Origin of the sequence: Xylophilus rhododendri (assembly GCF_009906855.1) — a bacterium.
GTDB lineage: Bacteria > Pseudomonadota > Gammaproteobacteria > Burkholderiales > Burkholderiaceae_C > Xylophilus > Xylophilus rhododendri.
Map to the genome: position 1 here is coordinate 4406511 of NZ_CP047650.1, position 17959 is coordinate 4424469.

The 17959-nt window shown below is 69.7% G+C and carries 10 protein-coding genes, 1 tRNA gene and 3 pseudogenes; 5 read left to right on the top strand and 9 right to left on the bottom strand.

Annotated elements, in window-relative coordinates:
- Window positions 1–167: 167 nt before the first annotated feature.
- Window positions 168–252 (bottom strand) — tRNA-Leu (locus GT347_RS20425).
- Between the two features lie 41 nt (window positions 253–293).
- Here GT347_RS20425 and cysM point away from each other — a divergent pair.
- From cysM to GT347_RS20440, 3 genes are read left to right on the top strand one after another with little or no spacing between them, the layout of a single operon-like run.
- Window positions 294–1196, top strand: a complete 903-nt coding sequence (gene cysM, locus GT347_RS20430) for a cysteine synthase CysM (protein WP_160553949.1) — start codon at window positions 294–296, stop codon at window positions 1194–1196.
- A gap of 8 nt (window positions 1197–1204) precedes the next feature.
- A complete protein-coding gene (locus GT347_RS20435) occupies window positions 1205–1768 on the top strand; it encodes an NUDIX domain-containing protein (RefSeq protein ID WP_160553950.1) in 564 nt (187 codons plus the stop codon).
- Window positions 1769–1795: 27 nt separating this feature from the next.
- Window positions 1796–2023 carry a sulfurtransferase TusA family protein gene (locus GT347_RS20440; protein WP_160553951.1) on the top strand — a complete coding sequence of 76 codons (228 nt, stop codon included), beginning with the start codon at window positions 1796–1798 and terminating at the stop codon, window positions 2021–2023.
- A gap of 80 nt (window positions 2024–2103) precedes the next feature.
- On the opposite strand, the gene galU is transcribed toward GT347_RS20440, so the two are convergent.
- The 6 genes and pseudogenes from galU to hemC form a co-directional block, all read right to left on the bottom strand.
- The gene (galU, locus tag GT347_RS20445) at window positions 2104–2985 is read right to left on the bottom strand and encodes a UTP--glucose-1-phosphate uridylyltransferase GalU (RefSeq protein WP_160553952.1); all 882 of its coding nucleotides are present in this window, start codon (window positions 2983–2985) and stop codon (window positions 2104–2106) included.
- A 125-nt stretch (window positions 2986–3110) separates the two neighbouring features.
- Window positions 3111–6010: pseudogene (locus tag GT347_RS20450) on the bottom strand (valine--tRNA ligase).
- Between the two features lie 87 nt (window positions 6011–6097).
- Window positions 6098–7377 (bottom strand): annotated as a pseudogene (locus tag GT347_RS20455) (heme biosynthesis HemY N-terminal domain-containing protein).
- A gap of 6 nt (window positions 7378–7383) precedes the next feature.
- Window positions 7384–8448 (bottom strand): uroporphyrinogen-III C-methyltransferase, encoded by a 1065-nt coding sequence (locus GT347_RS20460; protein ID WP_160553953.1) that lies wholly within the window; start codon window positions 8446–8448, stop codon window positions 7384–7386.
- On the bottom strand, window positions 8445–9248 hold the full coding sequence (locus GT347_RS20465) for a uroporphyrinogen-III synthase (RefSeq protein ID WP_229722406.1): 804 nt from the start codon (window positions 9246–9248) through the stop codon (window positions 8445–8447). The genes GT347_RS20460 and GT347_RS20465 overlap by 4 nt, the downstream gene beginning before the upstream one ends.
- A 12-nt stretch (window positions 9249–9260) precedes the next feature.
- Window positions 9261–10255: pseudogene (hemC, locus tag GT347_RS20470) on the bottom strand (hydroxymethylbilane synthase).
- Here hemC and ppc point away from each other — a divergent pair.
- Window positions 10230–13184: a phosphoenolpyruvate carboxylase gene (gene ppc / locus GT347_RS20475; RefSeq protein ID WP_160553955.1), complete on the top strand. Its 2955-nt coding sequence runs from the start codon at window positions 10230–10232 to the stop codon at window positions 13182–13184. The pseudogene hemC and the gene ppc sit on opposite strands and share 26 nt — an antisense overlap.
- A gap of 6 nt (window positions 13185–13190) precedes the next feature.
- Here the strand turns inward: ppc and GT347_RS20480 are convergent, their stop codons facing one another.
- Together GT347_RS20480 and GT347_RS20485 are read right to left on the bottom strand one after the other, a co-directional pair.
- Window positions 13191–13685, bottom strand: coding sequence for a hypothetical protein (locus tag GT347_RS20480; RefSeq protein ID WP_229722407.1), 495 nt, complete (start codon window positions 13683–13685; stop codon window positions 13191–13193).
- The gene (locus GT347_RS20485) at window positions 13682–16381 is read right to left on the bottom strand and encodes a GAF domain-containing protein (protein WP_160553956.1); all 2700 of its coding nucleotides are present in this window, start codon (window positions 16379–16381) and stop codon (window positions 13682–13684) included. Before GT347_RS20485 ends, GT347_RS20480 begins: the two co-directional genes overlap by 4 nt.
- 211 nt (window positions 16382–16592) lie before the next feature.
- Here GT347_RS20485 and GT347_RS20490 point away from each other — a divergent pair, with 211 nt between their 5' ends.
- A complete protein-coding gene (locus GT347_RS20490; protein ID WP_160553957.1) occupies window positions 16593–17906 on the top strand; it encodes an MFS family transporter in 1314 nt (437 codons plus the stop codon).
- Window positions 17907–17959: the final 53 nt, after the last annotated feature.

Consider the following 17959-nt stretch of genomic DNA (forward strand, 5'->3'; position numbering starts at 1 on the left):
CACGACTTCATGCGCACGCGCCATCTAGTTTTTTAGCGAAATTTTCAGGCGATCAACGCGGCTAAGCGGCGGGGTCAAAAACGCAGATGCGGAACGTCGCGCAGAACAGATGCGGAACGCTTGAGGGTTTGTTGGCGCATGCAAACTCGGAAAGTGGCGCCATTGCGTGGTGCCCGGGGCCGGAATCGAACCGGCACGCCTTGCGGCGGGGGATTTTGAGTCCCCTGCGTCTACCAATTTCACCACCCGGGCGACGCTAAGAAGTCAGCCGGAAATTATGGCACAGTGCGTGCATGCAATACCCCACCATCGAAGACACCATCGGCAACACGCCGCTGGTGGCGCTGCAGCGTATCGGGGCCGCGGAGGCGGCCGTGTCGGGCAATGTGGTCATCGGCAAACTCGAAGGCAACAACCCCGCGGGCTCGGTCAAGGACAGGCCGGCGCTGTCGATGATCCAGCGCGCCGAGGAGCGCGGCGAGATCCATCCCGGCGACACGCTGATCGAAGCCACTTCCGGCAACACCGGCATCGCGCTGGCGATGGCGGCGGCGATCAAGGGCTACCGCATGCTGCTGATCATGCCGGAGGACCTGTCGGTCGAACGCGCCCAGACCATGAAGGCCTTCGGCGCGGAATTCATCCTCACGCCCAAGAGCGGTGGCATGGAATACGCCCGCGACCTGGCAGAACAGATGCAGCGCGACGGCAAGGGCCGGGTGCTCGACCAGTTCGCCAATCCCGACAACCCGCGCATCCACTACGAAACCACCGGCCCCGAGATCTGGGAGCAGACGCACGGCCACATCACCCACTTCGTCAGCGCCATGGGCACGACCGGCACCATCACCGGCGTGGCACGCTACCTCAAGGAAAAAAAGCCTTCGATCCGGATCATCGGCGCGCAGCCGGCCGAAGGCTCGCGCATCCCCGGCATCCGCAAGTGGCCGGCCGAATACATGCCGGCGATCTACGACGGCACGCTGGTGGATGAGACCGTGAATGTCGCCCAGGGCGATGCCGAGGAAATGTGCCGCCGCCTGGCCCGCGAGGAGGGCATCTTCGGCGGCATCTCCGCGGCCGGCGCCTGCTGGGTGGCCCAGCAGATCGCCCAGCGCGAGCGCAACGCCACCATCGTGTTCATCGTCTGCGACCGGGGCGACCGCTACCTGTCGACCGGCGTGTTCCCGGCCTGAGCGCGCCCATGCCGGCGTCCGATTTTCAGTTCTGCCCCCGCTGCGCCACGCCGCTGGCCCTGATCGCTGCCCTGGAGGACAGCGGCGAAACCTTGCGCCTGCGCTGCCCCGCCTGCGAATGGACCCACTGGAACAATCCCACGCCGGTGCTGGCCGCGGTGGTCGAGTACCGCGGGCAGATCCTGCTGGCGCGCAACGCGGCCTGGGCCAATCCGGAGATGTATGCGCTGATCACCGGTTTCATGGAGGCCGATGAGTCTCCGGAAGACGGCATCGGCCGCGAGGTGCGCGAGGAAACCGGCCTGATCGTCAGTCGCACCCAACTGCTGGGCGTCTGGGATTTCCAGAAGCGCAACGAGGTGCTGATCTGCTACCACGTGGTGGCCGACGGCGAGGTGCGGCTCTCGCCCGAGCTGGCCGATTACCGCCTGTACGACCCGGTCGATCTGCGTTGCTGGCCGGCCGGCACCGGCCATGCGCTGGCCGCCTGGCTGCGCAGCAAGGGGATAGAGCCCCAATACCGGGAATGGCCGCCCATCGTCCCCACGAGCCCGGCACCGCCGGCTGCCTAGAATGCGCGCTAGCGAAGGAACGACCCCATGGAAGTGAACAAGGAAATCGACACCCGCGGACTGAATTGCCCGCTGCCCATCCTCAAGGCCAAGAAGGCTCTGGCGGATATGCAGAGCGGCCAGCTGCTCAAGGTGGTGTCCACCGACGCCGGCTCGCTGCGCGATTTCCAGGCTTTCGCCCGCCAGACCGGCAACGAGCTGGTGGGGCAGGACACGGTGGGTGTCGAATACATCCACGTGCTGCGCCGGCGCTAGCCCGTTAACCCCGCTGCCCCGCCCCATGAAAAAAGGCCTGCTCGTGGAGCAGGCCTTTTGTTTGGGCGAAGCGGACAGGCTCAGAGCGGCAGCGCCTTGAGGTATTCGCGGAATCCCGGGCCGAGCTGCGGATGCGCCAGGGCCAGTTCCACGTTGGCTTCCAGAAAGCCTTCCTTGCTGCCGCAGTCGTAGCGGCGGCCGTCGTAGCGGTAGGCGAACACCTTCTCGCGGCGCATCAGCGCGGCGATGCCGTCGGTCAGCTGGATCTCGCCACCCACGCCGCGCGGCTGGGTGGCGATCTCGCGGAACACGCCGGGCGTGAGGATGTAGCGGCCGGCCACGCCCAGGCGGGAAGGGGCGTCCTGCGGGGCGGGCTTCTCGACCATGTGGCTCAGGTCCATCAGGCGGTCGTTGACCGGCGTGCCGGCGACGATGCCGTAGCGCTTGGTCTGCTCGTCCGGCACTTCCTGCACCGCCAGGATGGAGGCCTGCCATTCCTGGAACTGCTCCACCATCTGCTGCAGCACCGGCGGCTTGCCGACCATCAGGTCGTCGGCCAGCAGCACGGCGAAGGGCTCGTTGACCACCACGCTCTGGGCGCACAGCACCGCGTGGCCGAGGCCCTGGGCCTTGGCCTGACGGATGTAGATGCACTCCATGTCGTCCGGCTTGATGGAATGCACCATCGCCAGCAGTTCCTTCTTGCCGGCGGCTTCGAGCTCGTACTCGAGTTCGAAGGCGGTGTCGAAGTGGTCCGGGATCGAGCGCTTGCTGCGGCCGTTCACGAAGATCATCTGGCGGATGCCGGCGGCGTAGGCCTCTTCGACGGCGTACTGGATCAGCGGCTTGTCGACCACCGGCAGCATTTCCTTGGGCTGTGCCTTGGTCGCGGGCAGGAACCGGGTGCCAAGGCCCGCCACGGGGAAAACAGCCTTGGTGATGCGGGTGCGGGAAGAACTCATGCAGTCGATTCCTATGTCAAATCCGTGGCAAAAAACGCACGCATGCGAATAACTCGCAGATGCTAAACCATACGAGCATCGCAGTTACACACAAGTCTAGGTAACTTGAAGTGTCGCCGCGATATTCAACCGAGTCGTGACAACTGGGCCTGCAGCCGCTCGATGGTGGCCTTGAAATCGGCCAGGCGCTTGTGCTCCTGCTCGATCACCTGCGGCTTGGCCTTGGCGACGAAAGCTTCGTTGGCCAGCTTGGCATTGGCCTTGCCGACCTCGCCTTCGAGCCGCGTCACTTCCTTGGACAGGCGGGCCTTCTCGGCGGCCACGTCGATCTCCATGTGCAGGCACAGGCGCGATTCGCCGATCACCGCCACAGGTGCAGCCTGCGCCGCGGCGGCCCATTCGGCCTCGGCCTCGAACACCCGCACCTCGGAGAGCTTGCCCAGCGCCTGCAGCGCCGGTGCCGCTTCGCGCAGGAAAGCCGCGTCGCCGACTGCGAACAGCGGCAGGCGGGTGGAGGGCGAGACGTTCATCTCGCCGCGCAGGTTGCGGCAGGCGTCCACCACGGCCTTCAGGCGGGCCATATAGGCCTCGGCGGCGCTGTCAATCCGGTCGGAATCCGATTGCGGATAAGCGGCCACGCTGACCGAAGCCGCGCCCTCCGGCAGCCGGCCGGCCACCAGGGCCACCTTCTGCCAGAGTTCCTCGGTGATGAAGGGGATCAGCGGATGCGCCAGGCGCAGGATGGTCTCCAGCGTGCGGATCAGCGTGCGGCGGGTGCCGCGCTGGGTGGCCTCGTCGCCGGTCTGGATCTGTACCTTGGCGATTTCCAGGTACCAGTCGCAGAACTCGTTCCAGATGAATTCGTAGATCGCGCCGGCGACGTTGTCGAGACGATATTCGGCGAAGCCCTTGGCGACCTCGGCCTCGACGCGCTGCAGGGCCGAGACGATCCAGCGGTCGGGCTGGCTGAACTTCAGGTAGCCGTGGGCGCTGCCGCCGGGCTGGCAGTCGGCCTTGCTGTGCTGCTGCAGGCCGCAGTCGCGGCCCTCGCAGTTCATCAGCACGAAGCGGGTGGCGTTCCAGAGCTTGTTGCAGAAGTTGCGGTAACCCTCGCAGCGCTTGCTGTCGAAGTTGATGCTGCGGCCCAGCGAGGCCAGCGATGCGAAGGTGAATCGCAGGGCGTCGGCGCCGTAGGCCGGGATGCCCTGCGGGAATTCCTTCTCGGTGTTTTTGCGCACCTGCGGCGCCGTCTCGGGCTTGCGCAGGCCGGTGGTGCGTTTGCCCAGCAGCGGCTCAAGGGCGATGCCGTCGATCAGGTCGACCGGGTCCAGCACGTTGCCTTCGGACTTGCTCATCTTCTTGCCCTGGGCGTCGCGCACCAGGCCGTGGATGTAGACGTCGCGGAAGGGCACGCGGCCGGTGAAGTGGCTGGTCATCATGATCATCCGGGCGACCCAGAAGAAGATGATGTCGTAGCCGGTCACCAGCACCGAGGAGGGCAGGTAGAGGTCGTAGTCGCTGGTGCCGCCTGCCTGCGCGGACTGCTCGGCGGCGGGCCAGCCCATGGTGGAGAAGGGCACCAGGGCGGAGGAGTACCAGGTGTCGAGCACGTCCTCGTCGCGGGTCAGCGTCTTGCCCGGTGCCTTGGCCTGAGCCTCGGCTTCGTCGCGCGCCACGTAGACCTTGCCGTCCTCGTCGTACCAGGCGGGGATCTGGTGGCCCCACCAGAGCTGGCGGCTGATGCACCAGTCCTGGATGTTGTGCATCCACTGGTTGTAGGTGTTGACCCAGTTCTCGGGCACGAAACGCACCTGGCCGGAATCGACCGCGTCGATCGCCTTCTGCGCGATCGACTTGCCGGTGGCGTCGCCTTCGCCCACCTTGTTGACCGCCACGAACCACTGGTCGGTGAGCATGGGCTCGACCACCTGGCCGGTGCGGGCGCAGCGCGGCACCATCAGGCGGTGCTTCTTCACCTCGACCAGCAGGCCGAGCGCTTCCAGGTCGGCGACGACCTTCTTGCGGGCCACGAAGCGGTCCAGGCCGCGGTAGGGCTCGGGGCCTTGTCGTTGACGGTGGCGTCCAGCGTCAGGATGCCGATCATCGGCAAGCCGTGGCGCTGGCCGACGGCATAGTCGTTGTAGTCGTGCGCGGGCGTGACCTTGACCACGCCGGTGCCGAAGGCCTTGTCCACGTAGTCGTCGGCGATGACCGGGATGGTGCGGTCGCACAGCGGCAGGGCGATGCGCTGGCCGATCAGGTGGCGGTAGCGCTCGTCTTCCGGGTGCACCATCACGGCGGTGTCGCCCAGCATGGTCTCGGGCCGGGTGGTGGCCACCACCAGCGAGCCGGAGCCGTCGGCCAGCGGATAGCGGATATGCCAGAGCGAGCCGTCCTCTTCCTCGGACTCCACTTCCAGGTCGGACACGGCCGTCTTGAGCGTCGGATCCCAGTTCACCAGGCGCTTGCCGCGGTAGATCAGGCCCTGCTCGTAGAGCCGCACGAAGGTGTCGGTCACCACGGTGGACAGCTTGTCGTCCATGGTGAAGTACTCGTGCTGCCAGTCCACGCTGTCGCCCATGCGGCGCATCTGGGTGGTGATGGTGTTGCCGGACTGCTCCTTCCATTCCCAGATCTTGGCGACGAAGTTCTTGCGGCCCAGGTCGTGGCGGCTCTGGCCCTGCGCCTGCAACTGGCGTTCCACCACGATCTGGGTGGCGATGCCGGCGTGGTCGGTGCCGGGCACCCACAGGGTGTTGTCGCCGCTCATGCGGTGGTAGCGCACCAGGCTGTCCATCACCGTCTGGTTGAAGGCATGGCCCATGTGCAGGGTGCCGGTGACGTTGGGCGGCGGCAGCTGCACCGAGAAGGCGCCCTGGCCGGCCTTGGCCTCGCCGGTGCCGCGCCAGCCGGCACGGCCGTAGCCGCGTTCTTCCCACAGCGGCCCCCAGTGCGCCTCCAGGGCGGCGGGCTCGAAGGACTTGGAGAGGCTGTTGAGGCCGGGCTGCTGGATGTCTTCGCTCATGGCGTGTTCTTCAAATGAAAACGGCACCGAGCGGTGCCGTCGTGGCGGTCTGAAAGAGGCGGTTGCCGGTGATTTTAGGCGGCGGCGCTAATCGGAGAGTTCGGCGGCGCGCCGCCAGGCCGCGGCCGTGGCCTCGACATCGCCGCGCTGCTCGGCCAGCACGGCCAGCGCGCGCCAGGCGCGGCAGCGCAGGGCCGCGTGCGGCAGCTGGCGGCTGGCCTGCTCCAGCAGCTTCTGCGCCTTGCCCCAGAGCTGCAGCCGCAGGCAGGCGATGCCGGCCAGGTACTGCAGCAGCGGATCGCGCGGGTTCTGCTGCTGGGCGCTTTCGATGCGGCCCAGCCATTGCGGATCGACGTCGGACAGGCTGTCTTCCAGCGCCCGCACCAGCTTGATCTCCAGCGCCTCGGCCAGCGAGCCCGGCTGGCTCACCAGCGTTTCCCAGGCCGGCAGCAGCCAGGTGCGCGCCAGGGTGGCGTCGCCTTCGAGCTGGCGCAGGCGTTCTGCGGCATGCACGGCCAGTTCGGGCATGGCGCGTTCGCCGGCGTCGAGCGACTGCCAGAGCTTGAGCAGTTGGCTCACGTCGTGCGCCTGGTTGATCAGCTCGATCACCAGGCCGCGCACGATGCTGTGCGAGGCGGTGGAGGAGAAGGCGCGGTGCTTGATCAGCAGGCGCGCGGTTTCCAGCGCGGCCTGGGTCTGCTGCGCCAGGCGGGTGGCGCGCAGGCGGGTGCGCAGTGCCAGGGTGCGGCGGGCGGCGCCCTGCGGCAGCTGTTCCAGCAGGGCCAGCGCGGCGGGCGCATCGCGGTCCTGCAGGGCCCAACTGGCGGCGCGCAGCTGGGCGCCTTCGCGGGCTTCCTGCGCGGGGCGGACGGGTTGGTGGCGGTCTGCTCCAGCGCCTGCTGCAGGTGCCGTTCGCGCGCGGCGCGGTCCTGCAGCGCATGGGCGCTTTCGGCGGCGATCAGGTGGGCCAGGGCGCGCACCTGCACCGCATGGGCCAGCGGCTCGGCGGTGCCCACCAGGGCTTTTTCATGGCCGATGGCGGCTTCGGCCGCCTTGCGGGCGCGGATGAAGCGGCCGGCCGTCAGGTGCGACAAGCCGTCGAGCAGGGCCACGTGCATGGCACGTTCCTTCTGCTGCTGGCGCCAGCGGCCGGCCTGCACCGGCAGGTCCAGCAGCGCGGCCAGGGCGCGCAGGGCCACATGGACCAGGGTGAAGCCGCCGACCAGGATCAGCAGCACCAGGTTCAGCGAAAGATCGATGCGGTAGGGCGGCCAGAACACGGTGATCGTGCCCTGGTTGTTGCCGGCGAAAAGCGCCACCGCCACGGCAATGCCGAAGAGGGCGACGAACCAGAGGGCAGCACGCATGGCGGTCTACCTCCCGGCGGCGGCCGTGGCCAGGGCGGCGAGCGTCTCTTCCGGCTGCGGCAATGCGCCGCTGCTGACCTGCGCCTGGGCCTGCTTGAGCAGGTCGCCGGCGACGGCCACGCGGCGCGAAGTCGGCTCGAAATAACGCTGCAGCGCGAAGGCGGCGCCCGCCAGGTCGGAGCGGGCCGCGTCGGTCTGGCGCGCCAGCACGCCCAGGCGGGCATTGACCAGCTTGAGCTTCAGGTTCTCGCGCAGGAAGAAAGCCTGGTCGGGCGCCAGCAGCACGGCTTCGGGCTGGTCGATGCGGCTCACGCGCACCAGGCCGCGGGCTTCGTCGCGCACCGCGAACCAGGCCTGGCGCAGGGCGGCGCGCCACCACGGATCCGCGGCCACGTCGGGCGCGGGAACAGGTGCCGCGCTGCCGTGCATGGCGGCGGCCTGGGCCACCGCGTTCTGCAGCGGCAGCTCGTCGACCATACGCACCAGCTCGTCGAGCCGGTGCAGCAGGCCGGGCACATCGGTCACGCTGGCGGCGCGCACGCGCTCCACGTCGCGGGCGATGGCGCGCTGCACCGGCGCCAGGCGTGGCTGGGCGGCGCGGGCGATGCGCTGGTCGGCGCTGCGCAGGGCCGCCAGCAGGGGCTCGGCGCTGCCGGTGAGTTCGGCCTGCTGCTGGGCCAGGCGCAGGGCGGAGTCCACGTCCACCACCAAGGTGTCGTCCCGCGAGCGCGACAGGCTCTGCATCAGCTCTTCGAGCTGCGAGCGCTGCAGCGAGACTTCGGCCAGCCGGGCTTCCAGCACGCCGACGCGGGAGATGGAATCCTGCGCCACTTCCTGGGCCTGGCGCGCCATGGCGCGGGCTTCGATGGACTGGCCGCCGGCATCGGCGCTCTGCCGCGCCAGCTGTTCCTGGATGGATGAAAGGCGCTGCCACAGCGTGACCGAGGCGGCCAGCGCGAGCGCGGAAAGAATGCCCACGCCGATCAGCATGGGACGGGCCAGCGAAGGCTGCGCGGCGACGGGTGGGACCGGGGTCGCCGTGGGCGGATCGGGCAGGGGCACGGAACTCATCCGGCCGATTCTATAGACCGCTCCAGGGTGTGCAGCGCTTCGATCAGCCCATCGCGGCCCGGCGATGCCGCGATCACCCGCGCGAAGCCGGCCGCGCGGGCGGCGGCGGCGATGCGGGGATGGGTGGCGATGGCGCCGCCCAGGCGCAAGGCGGCTGCCGCCTGCGGCAGGAGCGCGAAAAGATGGGTGACGGCCTCGGAGTTGCTGAACACCCAGGCGCTGTCCGGACTGGCGAGCCGCGCGGCCTCGGCCGCCTGCGTGGCGGTCCAGGCCGGCGCGGCGCGGCTGTAGGCGGCGATGGTCGAGACCAGCGCACCGGCGCTGCAGAGCCGCTCGGCCATCCACGCGCGGCCATGGCCGGCCCGTGCGGGGTCGTCCTGGCCTTGCTCGGCGCCGCGCACGATGAGCGCGCCGTCACCCGGCGCGATGCGGTGGCCGGCGGCCTGCCAGAGGGCTTCGGAGTCCAGGCGTGGCGCGTCGGGCGGCGGCTGGTCGATGTCCGCCGCCGCCACGCCGCGCGCCAGCAGGACGGCGGCCGTGCCCGGCCCGGGCGCCCAGGCGCGTGTACCGGCCGGCCAGGCGGAGCCCTCGGGGGCCGCGTCGAAAAAATGCTGCACGGCGGCGGCGCTGACGAACATCACGGCGCGCCAGGAGCCCAGCCCGGCCCAGGCCTGAAGCAGCGCGGCGCGGCCAGGTTCGGCCAATGGATGGATCGCGATCAGCGGCAGCGCCACGGCATCGAAGCCCGCTTGCCGCAGCAGCCCGGACCACGACTCGCACTCGGCGGCGGGGCGGGTCACGATCACCCGCATTCAGCGGCCCTGCAGCGCCCCGCCGGCACGCAGCCGGGCAGCGGCCTGTTCGCCCAGCGCGGCGGCATCGGCGATGGTCTGCACCGGGCCTTCGGCGGCGGCTTCGATCAGCGGGCCGTCGCCCTCCACATCGCCCCAGGCGGCGCGCAGGCTCAAGGTGGAGCCCGACAGCGTGGCGAAGGCCGCCAGCGGCATCGAGCAGCTGCCGCCCATGGCGCGGCTGACGGCGCGCTCGGCGCTGGTGGTCAGCCAGGTCTCGCGGTGGTCCAGATGCGCCAGCGCCTCGGCCAGGTCGTGGCGGCCGGTGCGGATCTCGATGCCGAGCGCGCCCTGGCCGGCGGCGGGCAGCATCTGGGTGTCGGGGAGAAGACAAAACGCATGCGCGACTGCAGCCCCAGCCGGATCAGCCCGGCGGCGGCCAGCACGATGGCGTCGTAGCCGCCCTCGTCGAGCTTGCGCAGCCGGGTGTCGAGATTGCCGCGCAGCGGTTCGATGCGCAGGTCCGGCCGCAGCGCGCGCAGCAGCACCTGGCGGCGCAGGCTGGAGGTGCCGACCACCGCGCCCTGCGGCAGCGATTCCAGCGTGGCGTGGTGGTTGGAGACGAAGGCGTCGCGCGGATCCTCGCGGTCCATCACGCAGACCATCTCGAAGCCCTCGGGCAGGTCCATCGGCATGTCCTTGAGGCAGTGGACGGCGATGTCTGCGCGGCCGTCTTCAAGGGCCAGCTCCAGCTCCTTCACGAACAGGCCTTTGCCGCCGACCTTGCTCAGCGGGCGATCCTGGATGCGGTCGCCCTGGGTGGTCATGCCCAGCAGGCTCACCGTGTGGCCGCGTTCGCGCAGCAGGCCCGCCACATGTTCGGCCTGCCAGAGGGCGAGCCGGCTTTCGCGGGTGGCGATGACGATGGACAGGGCTTGGGAACTCACGGCGAAGAAAGAGCTGCAAAGAGCTGGGGCGGCGAAGCCGGCGATGCTAGCATTGCTGCAGCGCACCATAGAAGACCGTCCCAACACGAGGAGAACAACCGTGCAGCAGACCGACAAGGCCGCCCCGTCCCCCAACGCCAAAACGCCCGTGCGGCGCCGCAAGGACATCGAGCAGCCCCTGGTCGACGACATCCGCCTGCTCGGCCGCATCCTCGGCGACGTGATCCGCGAGCAGGACGGCCAGGCGGCCTTCGAACTGGTCGAGCAGGTGCGCAAGCTCTCGGTGGCCTTCCGGCGCGATGCCGACCACGAGGCCGACCGGGCGCTCAAGAAGCTGCTCAAGGCGCTGACCGCCGACCAGACGGTCATGGTGATCCGCGCCTTCACCTACTTCAGCCACCTGGCCAATCTCGCGGAAGACCGCCACTACATCCGCCGCCGCATCGAGCACGAACGCGCCGGCGACACCCAGGAAGGCAGCATCGACGTGGCGCTCGCCCGGCTGCGCTGGGCCGGCGTCTCGCCCAAGCAGCTGTCGCAGACGCTGGCGTCGAGCTACGTCTCGCCGGTGCTCACCGCCCACCCCACCGAGGTGCAGCGAAAGAGCATCCTGGATGCCGAGCGCGGCATCGCCCAGCTGCTGACGGCGCGCGACGAGGTCAAGGCGCGTGCCCAGTTCTCGGCTGCCACCAAGGATGCCCTCGCGCCGCGCGAGCTGGCCGCCAACGAGGCCCAACTGCGGGCGCGGGTGATGCAGCTCTGGCACACCCGGCTGCTGCGCTTTTCCAAGCTCACGGTGAACGACGAGATCGAGAACGCGCTGTCCTATTACGAGGCCACCTTCCTGCGCGAGGTGCCGCGCCTGTATGCCGGCCTGGAGCGCGAGCTGGGCGCTTATCCGGTGGCCAGCTTCTTCCGCATGGGCCAGTGGATCGGCGGTGACCGCGACGGCAATCCCAACGTCACCGCCGAGACGCTCGAATACGCGCTGCGCCGGCAGAGCGAGGTGGCCATCCGCTACCAGCTCACCGAGCTGCACCGCCTGGGCGCGGAGCTGTCGCTGTCGGCCCGGCTGGTGGACTTCAGCCCCGAGATGCAGGCCCTGGCCGGCAGCAGCCCCGACCAGAGCGAGCACCGCCTGGACGAGCCCTACCGCCGCGCCCTCACCGGCATGTACGCCCGCCTGGCCGCCACCCTGAAGCAGCTGACCGGCGGCGAGGCGGCCCGTCACGCCGTCGCACCCCAGAACCCCTATCTGCTGTCGGAGGAGCTGGTCGCCGACCTGCGGGTGATCGAGGCATCCCTGCTGGCTCAGCATGGCGAGGCCATCGCCCAGCAGCGCCTGAAGCCCCTGATCCGCGCGGCCGAGGTCTTCGGCTTCCACCTCGCCACGGTGGACCTGCGCCAGAGTTCCGACAAACACGAGGCGGTGGTCGCCGAGCTGCTGCAGACGGCCCGCCTCGAAGCCGACTACGCCGCGCTGGACGAGGCCGCCAAACGCAAGCTGCTGCTGTCCCTGCTCAACGACGCCCGCACCCTCCGCGTGGTGGGCATCGAATACTCCGACCTGGCGCGCAGCGAACTTGCCATCTTCGAAGCCGCCCGCACCATGCGCGAGCGCTACGGCAGGAACGCCATCCGCCACTACATCATCAGCCACACCGAGGCGGTGAGCGACCTGCTGGAAGTGCTGCTGCTGCAGAAGGAAGTGGGCCTCTTGCGCGGCACGCTCGACAGCGGCGCGGTCAACGACCTGATCGTGGTGCCGCTGTTCGAGACCATCGGCGACCTGCGCAGCGCCGCGCCCATCATGCGGGACTTTTACAGCCTGCCCGGCATCGCCGCGCTGGTGCAGAGGAGCGGCGGCGAGCAGGACGTGATGCTGGGCTACTCCGACAGCAACAAGGACGGCGGCATCTTCACCAGCAACTGGGAGCTCTACCGCTCCGGCGGGGCGCTGGTCGAGTTCTTCGACAGCATGGCGCTCGAAGGCCTGCCGGCCAACCCGGCGGAAGACCGGCCGGCCGTGCCCGCCACGCCGATCCAGCTGCGCATGTTCCATGGCCGCGGCGGCACGGTCGGCCGCGGCGGCGGCCCGAGCTACGAGGCCATCCTGGCCCAGCCCGCCGGCACCGTGCGCGGCCAGATCCGGCTGACCGAGCAGGGCGAGGTGATCGGCTCCAAGTACGCCAACCCGGAGATCGGCCGGCGCAACCTGGAGACCCTGGTCGCCGCCACGCTCGAAGCCACGCTGCTGCAGCCGGCCAAGCCGGCGACCAAGCAGTTCCTGGCGGCGGCCGACGAGATCTCCAGGGCCAGCATGGCGGCCTACCGCCAGCTGGTCTACGAGACCCCGCATTTCGCCGACTACTTCTTCGGCAGCACGCCGATCCGCGAGATCGCCGAACTCAACATCGGCTCGCGTCCGGCCTCCCGCAAGGCGCAGCAGAACATCGAGGACCTGCGGGCGGTGCCCTGGTCCTTCAGCTGGGGCCAGTGCCGGCTGACGCTGCCGGGCTGGTACGGCTTCGGCTCGGCGGTGGAGGCCTTCTTGGCCGACGGCGCCCAGCCCTCGAAGACCGAACGCGCCAGCCGCGTCGCGCTGCTGCAGCGCATGGTCAAGACCTGGCCCTTCTTCAAGACCCTGCTGTCCAACATGGACATGGTGCTGGCCAAGAGCGATCCGGCCCTGGCCGGCCGCTATGCCGAGCTGGTGCCCGACGCGCGGCTGCGCAAGAAGGTCTTCGGCATGATCGAGGCCGAGTGGAAGCGCACCAACGACGCGCTCAACCTGATCACCGGCGACAAGAGCCGGCTGGCGCACAACAGCTCGCTGGCGCGCTCGATCCGCCACCGTTTCCCCTACATCGATCCGCTGCACCACCTGCAGGTGGAGCTGATGCGGCGCTACCGGGCCGGGCAGGGCGACGACCGGGTGCAGACGGGCATCCACATCTCGATCAACGGCATCGCCGCCGGGCTGCGCAATACCGGCTGAGCCGCTTCAGAGATTGGAATCGTCGCGCGGCGGGCGCTGGCCGATCACCAGCTGCAGCCCGGCGCGCGGCGGCGCCAGCAGGCGCACATAGACGTCGGTGTCCGCATCGCTCCAGGCGGCATAGCGGCTGCTCGCGTCCTGCGACACACGCTCGGCGCCGTAGCGGCCGCGGCCCCAGGCGAGCAGGCTGTCGAAGGCGGCCGCGCCGCCGTCGGCCAGGGCCTGGGTGTCGGCCAGGAATTCGACGCGGCGCAGCGCGCCGCCAGCCAGGAAGAAGGTCTGCGTGCCGCTCAGCCCGGCCAACTGCGCGCCGCTCGATTGCCAGCCGCCGACCAGCCCGCCGCCCATGCGCTGCGGGCGGCGCACCCGTTCCAGCGAGGGCAGCACCGACTGCAGCTCATGCAGGCCCATGCCCAGGCGCACGCCAGGCGGCAGTTCCTGCGCCTGCGCGCCCAGCGCGCAGGCCAGCAGGGCGCCGGCCATCCAGTGCCGCAGTCTCATGCGCCGTCCACCATCGCACGCAGGCGCGCGGCGAGGTCGTCCATGGTGAAGGGCTTGGTCAGCAGGGCCATGCCGGGCTCCAGGAAGCCTTCGGACTGCACCGTGTTCTCGGCATAGCCGGTCATGAACAGCACCGGCAGTTCGGGCCGCTGCAGCCGCGCCGCATCCGCCACCTGGCGGCCGTTGAGGCCGGGCAGGCCGACGTCGGTGACCAGCAGGTCGATCGCCTGCGCCGACTGCAGGATGGCCAGGCCCGAAGGCCCGTCGGCTGCCTCCAGCGCCCGCCAGCCCAGTTCGCGCAGCGCTTCGACGATGAGGCTGCGCACGACCTCCTCGTCCTCGATCACCAGCACCGTCTTGCCGGCCTGCAGCGGCGCCTGCGCCTCGACGGCGGGCGGATGCTCGTCGTGCTCGGCCTGGCCCAGGTGGCGCGGCAGGTAAAGGCTGACGGTGGTGCCGGCGGCCGGTTCGCTGTCGATGCGCACATGGCCCTCGGACTGGCGGGCGAAGCCGTAGATCATCGACAGGCCCAGGCCCGTGCCCTGGCCGATCGGCTTGGTGGTGAAGAAAGGGTCGAAGGCATGGGCCAGCACGTCGGCGCTCATGCCGGTGCCGGTGTCGGCCACCCGCAGGCAGATGTATTCGCCGGGGCTCAGGTCCTCGCGGCCGGCGGCTTCGGCCGCCTCGATACGGGTGTTGCGGGTGGCGATGGTGAGCTGGCCGCCATCGGGCATGGCGTCGCGCGCATTGATGCAGAGGTTGAGGATGGCGCTTTCGAGCTGGTTGGCGTCGCAGCGGGTAGGCCACAGCTCGGGCTGCAACTGCAGCTCCAGGCCGATGCGCTCGCCCAGCGTGCGGCGCAGCAGCTCTTCCATCGACTGCACCAGCGGATTGGCCCGCACCGCCTTGGGCGCCAGCGGCTGGCGGCGCGAGAAGGCCAGCAGCCGGTGGGTGAGGGCGGCGGCCCGGCGCGCAGACTGGATGGCGCCGTCGATGAAACGCTGCAGGTCTTCCGTGCGGCCGGCGGCGATGCGCCGGCGCACCACCTCCAGCGATCCGGTGATGCCCTGCAGCAGGTTGTTGAAGTCGTGCGCGATGCCGCCGGTGAGCTGTCCCACGGCCTCCATCTTCTGCGACTGGCGCAGCTGCTCGTGGGCTCGCTCCAGCTCGCCGGTGCGCTCCTGCACCCGCTGCTGCAGGCCTTCCTGCGCCCGCTGCGCGGCCTGGAAGAGCCGCGCGTTGTCGATGGCGATGGCAGCCTGCGAGGCCATGCCCACGGCGATGCGCTCGGCCCTCGGCGTGAAGACATCGGCGCCCGGATGGCCGAAGAACATGCCGCCGATCACCTCGCCCGTGCGTGTGACCACCGGCAGCGCAAGGTAGCTGCGCACCGGCAGGTGGCCGACCGGCATGCCGGCGTGCGGCGCATTGTGGCCGTAGCGTGGATCCTGGGTGATGTCGGCCGAGCGGATCACCGCTTCGCCGCGGAAGGTGGTGCCGAAGAGCACGGTGGCGCGCGGCATCGGCATACCGGCGAAGCTCTCGCGCGGCACGCCGGAGAGGGCGTAGAGCATGTAGCTCTCGCCGGCGGCGTCGAGCACGTTGTAGAAGAAGGCGCCGAACTGCGCGCCGGTGAGTTCGCGGCAGGCGTCGATCACCCGCTGCACCAGCTTGTCGAGGTCGAGCTCGGCGGCCAGCAGCGCGCCGGTGTGGTTGAGGGTCTCCAGCGCCCGGCTCTCCTCGCGCAGGGCCTGCTCGGCGCGGGCGCGCTCCAGCGCGTCCCAGGTGCGCGAGGCCACATCCTCCACCGTGGCGACCTCCTCCGGCAGCCAGATGCGCGGCGTGGCCTGGTTGACGTAGAGCGTGGCGCGCAGCCGGCCGTCCTTGAGGAAGGGCACGGCGATCTGGCCGCGGATCTGCATGCGCTCCAGATGGGCTTGCACGTTCTCCGGCACGGTGGAGGCGTCCTCGAAGGTGGCGGTGCGGCCCTGCTTGAGCAGGGCGATGTTGCCGTCGCCGAAGGTGTGGAGCGGGTAGGGGCCGGCCAGCGAGGCCACGCCTTCGACCGCGTCGATCTCCAGCAGCACGCTTTTCTCGTCCTCGCGGATCGCGGCATAGCCGACGCGGCTGGCGCCCAGGTACTGGCGCAGCAGGCGCACGGCGGCCTCCATGATGGCGCGCGGATCGGCCAGCGGCCGCAGCGCATCCACGAAGGCCAGCAAAAAGGCCTGGCGCGAGGCGGCGGCGCGGTGGCTGGTGATGTCGATGGCGGTGCCCAGCGCCCGCACGCAGCGGCCCTGCGCATCGAACACGCCGCGGCCCTTGGCGGCCACCCAGCGCACCCGGCCGTCTTCCTTGCCGATGGTGCGGTACTCCACGTCGTAGGTGGCGCGGCGCGCCGGGTCGATGGCCGAGTCGAAGGCGGCAGCGGTGGCCTCGCGGTCGTCCGGATGCAGGCCGGCGTGGAAGTCGGCCATGCTGCAGGGAACCTCGGGCGAGATGCCGAACATGGCCTTGGTGCGCGGCGGCCAGGTCAGCACCTGGGTGCGCAGGTCCAGGTCCCATGTGCCGACCTCGGCGGCCTCGATGGCCAGCAGCAGCGCCTCGCGGCTGACCTGCTGGGCGCGCGCGGCTTCGTCCAGCTCCTGCGGCAGAAGGCTGGCGTCGGCGGGCTGGTCGGCGTGGGGCGGGCTCATGGGCATGCGCTCCGGGCGTCGTGGACGACGAAAGGAGGGCGCGCAATGGTAGCGCCCCGCATCACCGCGCAAACGCCCATGGCCGCGGAGGGGCCACGGTCATGAGGCGCACTGAAACGCTCGGGAAGTACCCAGGGGTTACCCTAGGTAACCGGCTGTCATGGCGGTCGGCGCAAGATCCTTGCCAAAAACCGACAACAACAGGATAGACATGAGTTCCCCAGCCTCCGCATCAGCCACCCCACCGCACTACACCGCCAAGGAGACGAGGGAGCGGGTCTTCGCCATCGTCGCCGCCTCGTCCGGCAACCTGGTCGAGTGGTTCGATTTCTATGTCTACGCCTTCAGTGCGTTGTACTTCGCGGCGTCCTTCTTCCCCAAGGCCGATCCGACGGTGCAACTGCTGAGCACCGCCGGCGTGTTCGCCGCGGGCTTTCTGATGCGGCCCATCGGCGGCTGGCTGTTCGGCCTGATCGGCGACAAATACGGCCGCAAGCTCTCGATGGTGATCTCGGTGGTGATGATGGGCGGCGGCTCGCTGCTGATCGCCTGCCTGCCCACCTACGACGCCATCGGCGTGGCCGCGCCGGCGCTGCTGCTGCTGGCCCGGCTGCTGCAGGGCCTGTCGGTCGGCGGTGAATACGGCGCCTCGGCCACCTATATGAGCGAGGTGGCGCTGCGCGGGCGGCGCGGCTTCTTCGCCTCCTTCCAGTACGTCACGCTGATCGGCGGGCAGCTGCTGGCGGCGCTGGTGATCGTGGTGATGCAGGGCTTTTTGTCGGACGCCGAACTGCACGCCTGGGGCTGGCGCATCCCCTTCGTGATCGGCGCGGTCACCGCGGTGGTCGCCATGCTGCTGCGCCGCACCCTGCGCGAGACCTCCACCGCCGAGACCCGCGCCAACAAGGAAGCAGGCAGCCTGGGCGCGCTGTTCCGCAACCACACGCCGGCCTTCCTGACGGTGCTGGGCTACACGGCCGGCGGCTCGCTGATCTTCTACACCTTCACCACCTACATGCAGAAGTACCTGGTGAACTCGGCCGGCATGTCGGCGCGCACCGCCACCGATATCATGACCTGGGCGCTCTTCGTCTACATGCTGATGCAGCCGCTCTTCGGCGCCCTGGCCGACCGCATTGGCCGGCGCAATTCCATGATGCTGTTCGGCGCTCTCGGCACCCTGGCCACCGTGCCCATCCTGCTGGCCCTGCAGTCGGTCAAGAGCCCCTACGCCGCCTTCGGCCTGATCGTGCTGGCTCTGGCCATCGTGAGTTTCTACACCTCGATCAGCGGCCTGGTGAAGGCCGAGATGTTCCCGCCGCAGGTGCGGGCGCTGGGCGTGGGTTTTGCCTATGCCATCGCCAACGCGGTCTTCGGCGGCACCGCCGAGTACGTGGCGCTCTACCTGAAGGACATCGGCTGGCAGCAGAGCTTCTACTGGTATGTCACGGCGATGATGGCGATCGCCTTCCTGGTCAGCCTGCGCCTGCCGAGGCAGCCGGACTACCTGCACCACGACCATTGAGGGCGGGTATCTCCGCCCCCGTCCAGGCTCGGGTCCCGGGGGAGGGCTGGCTA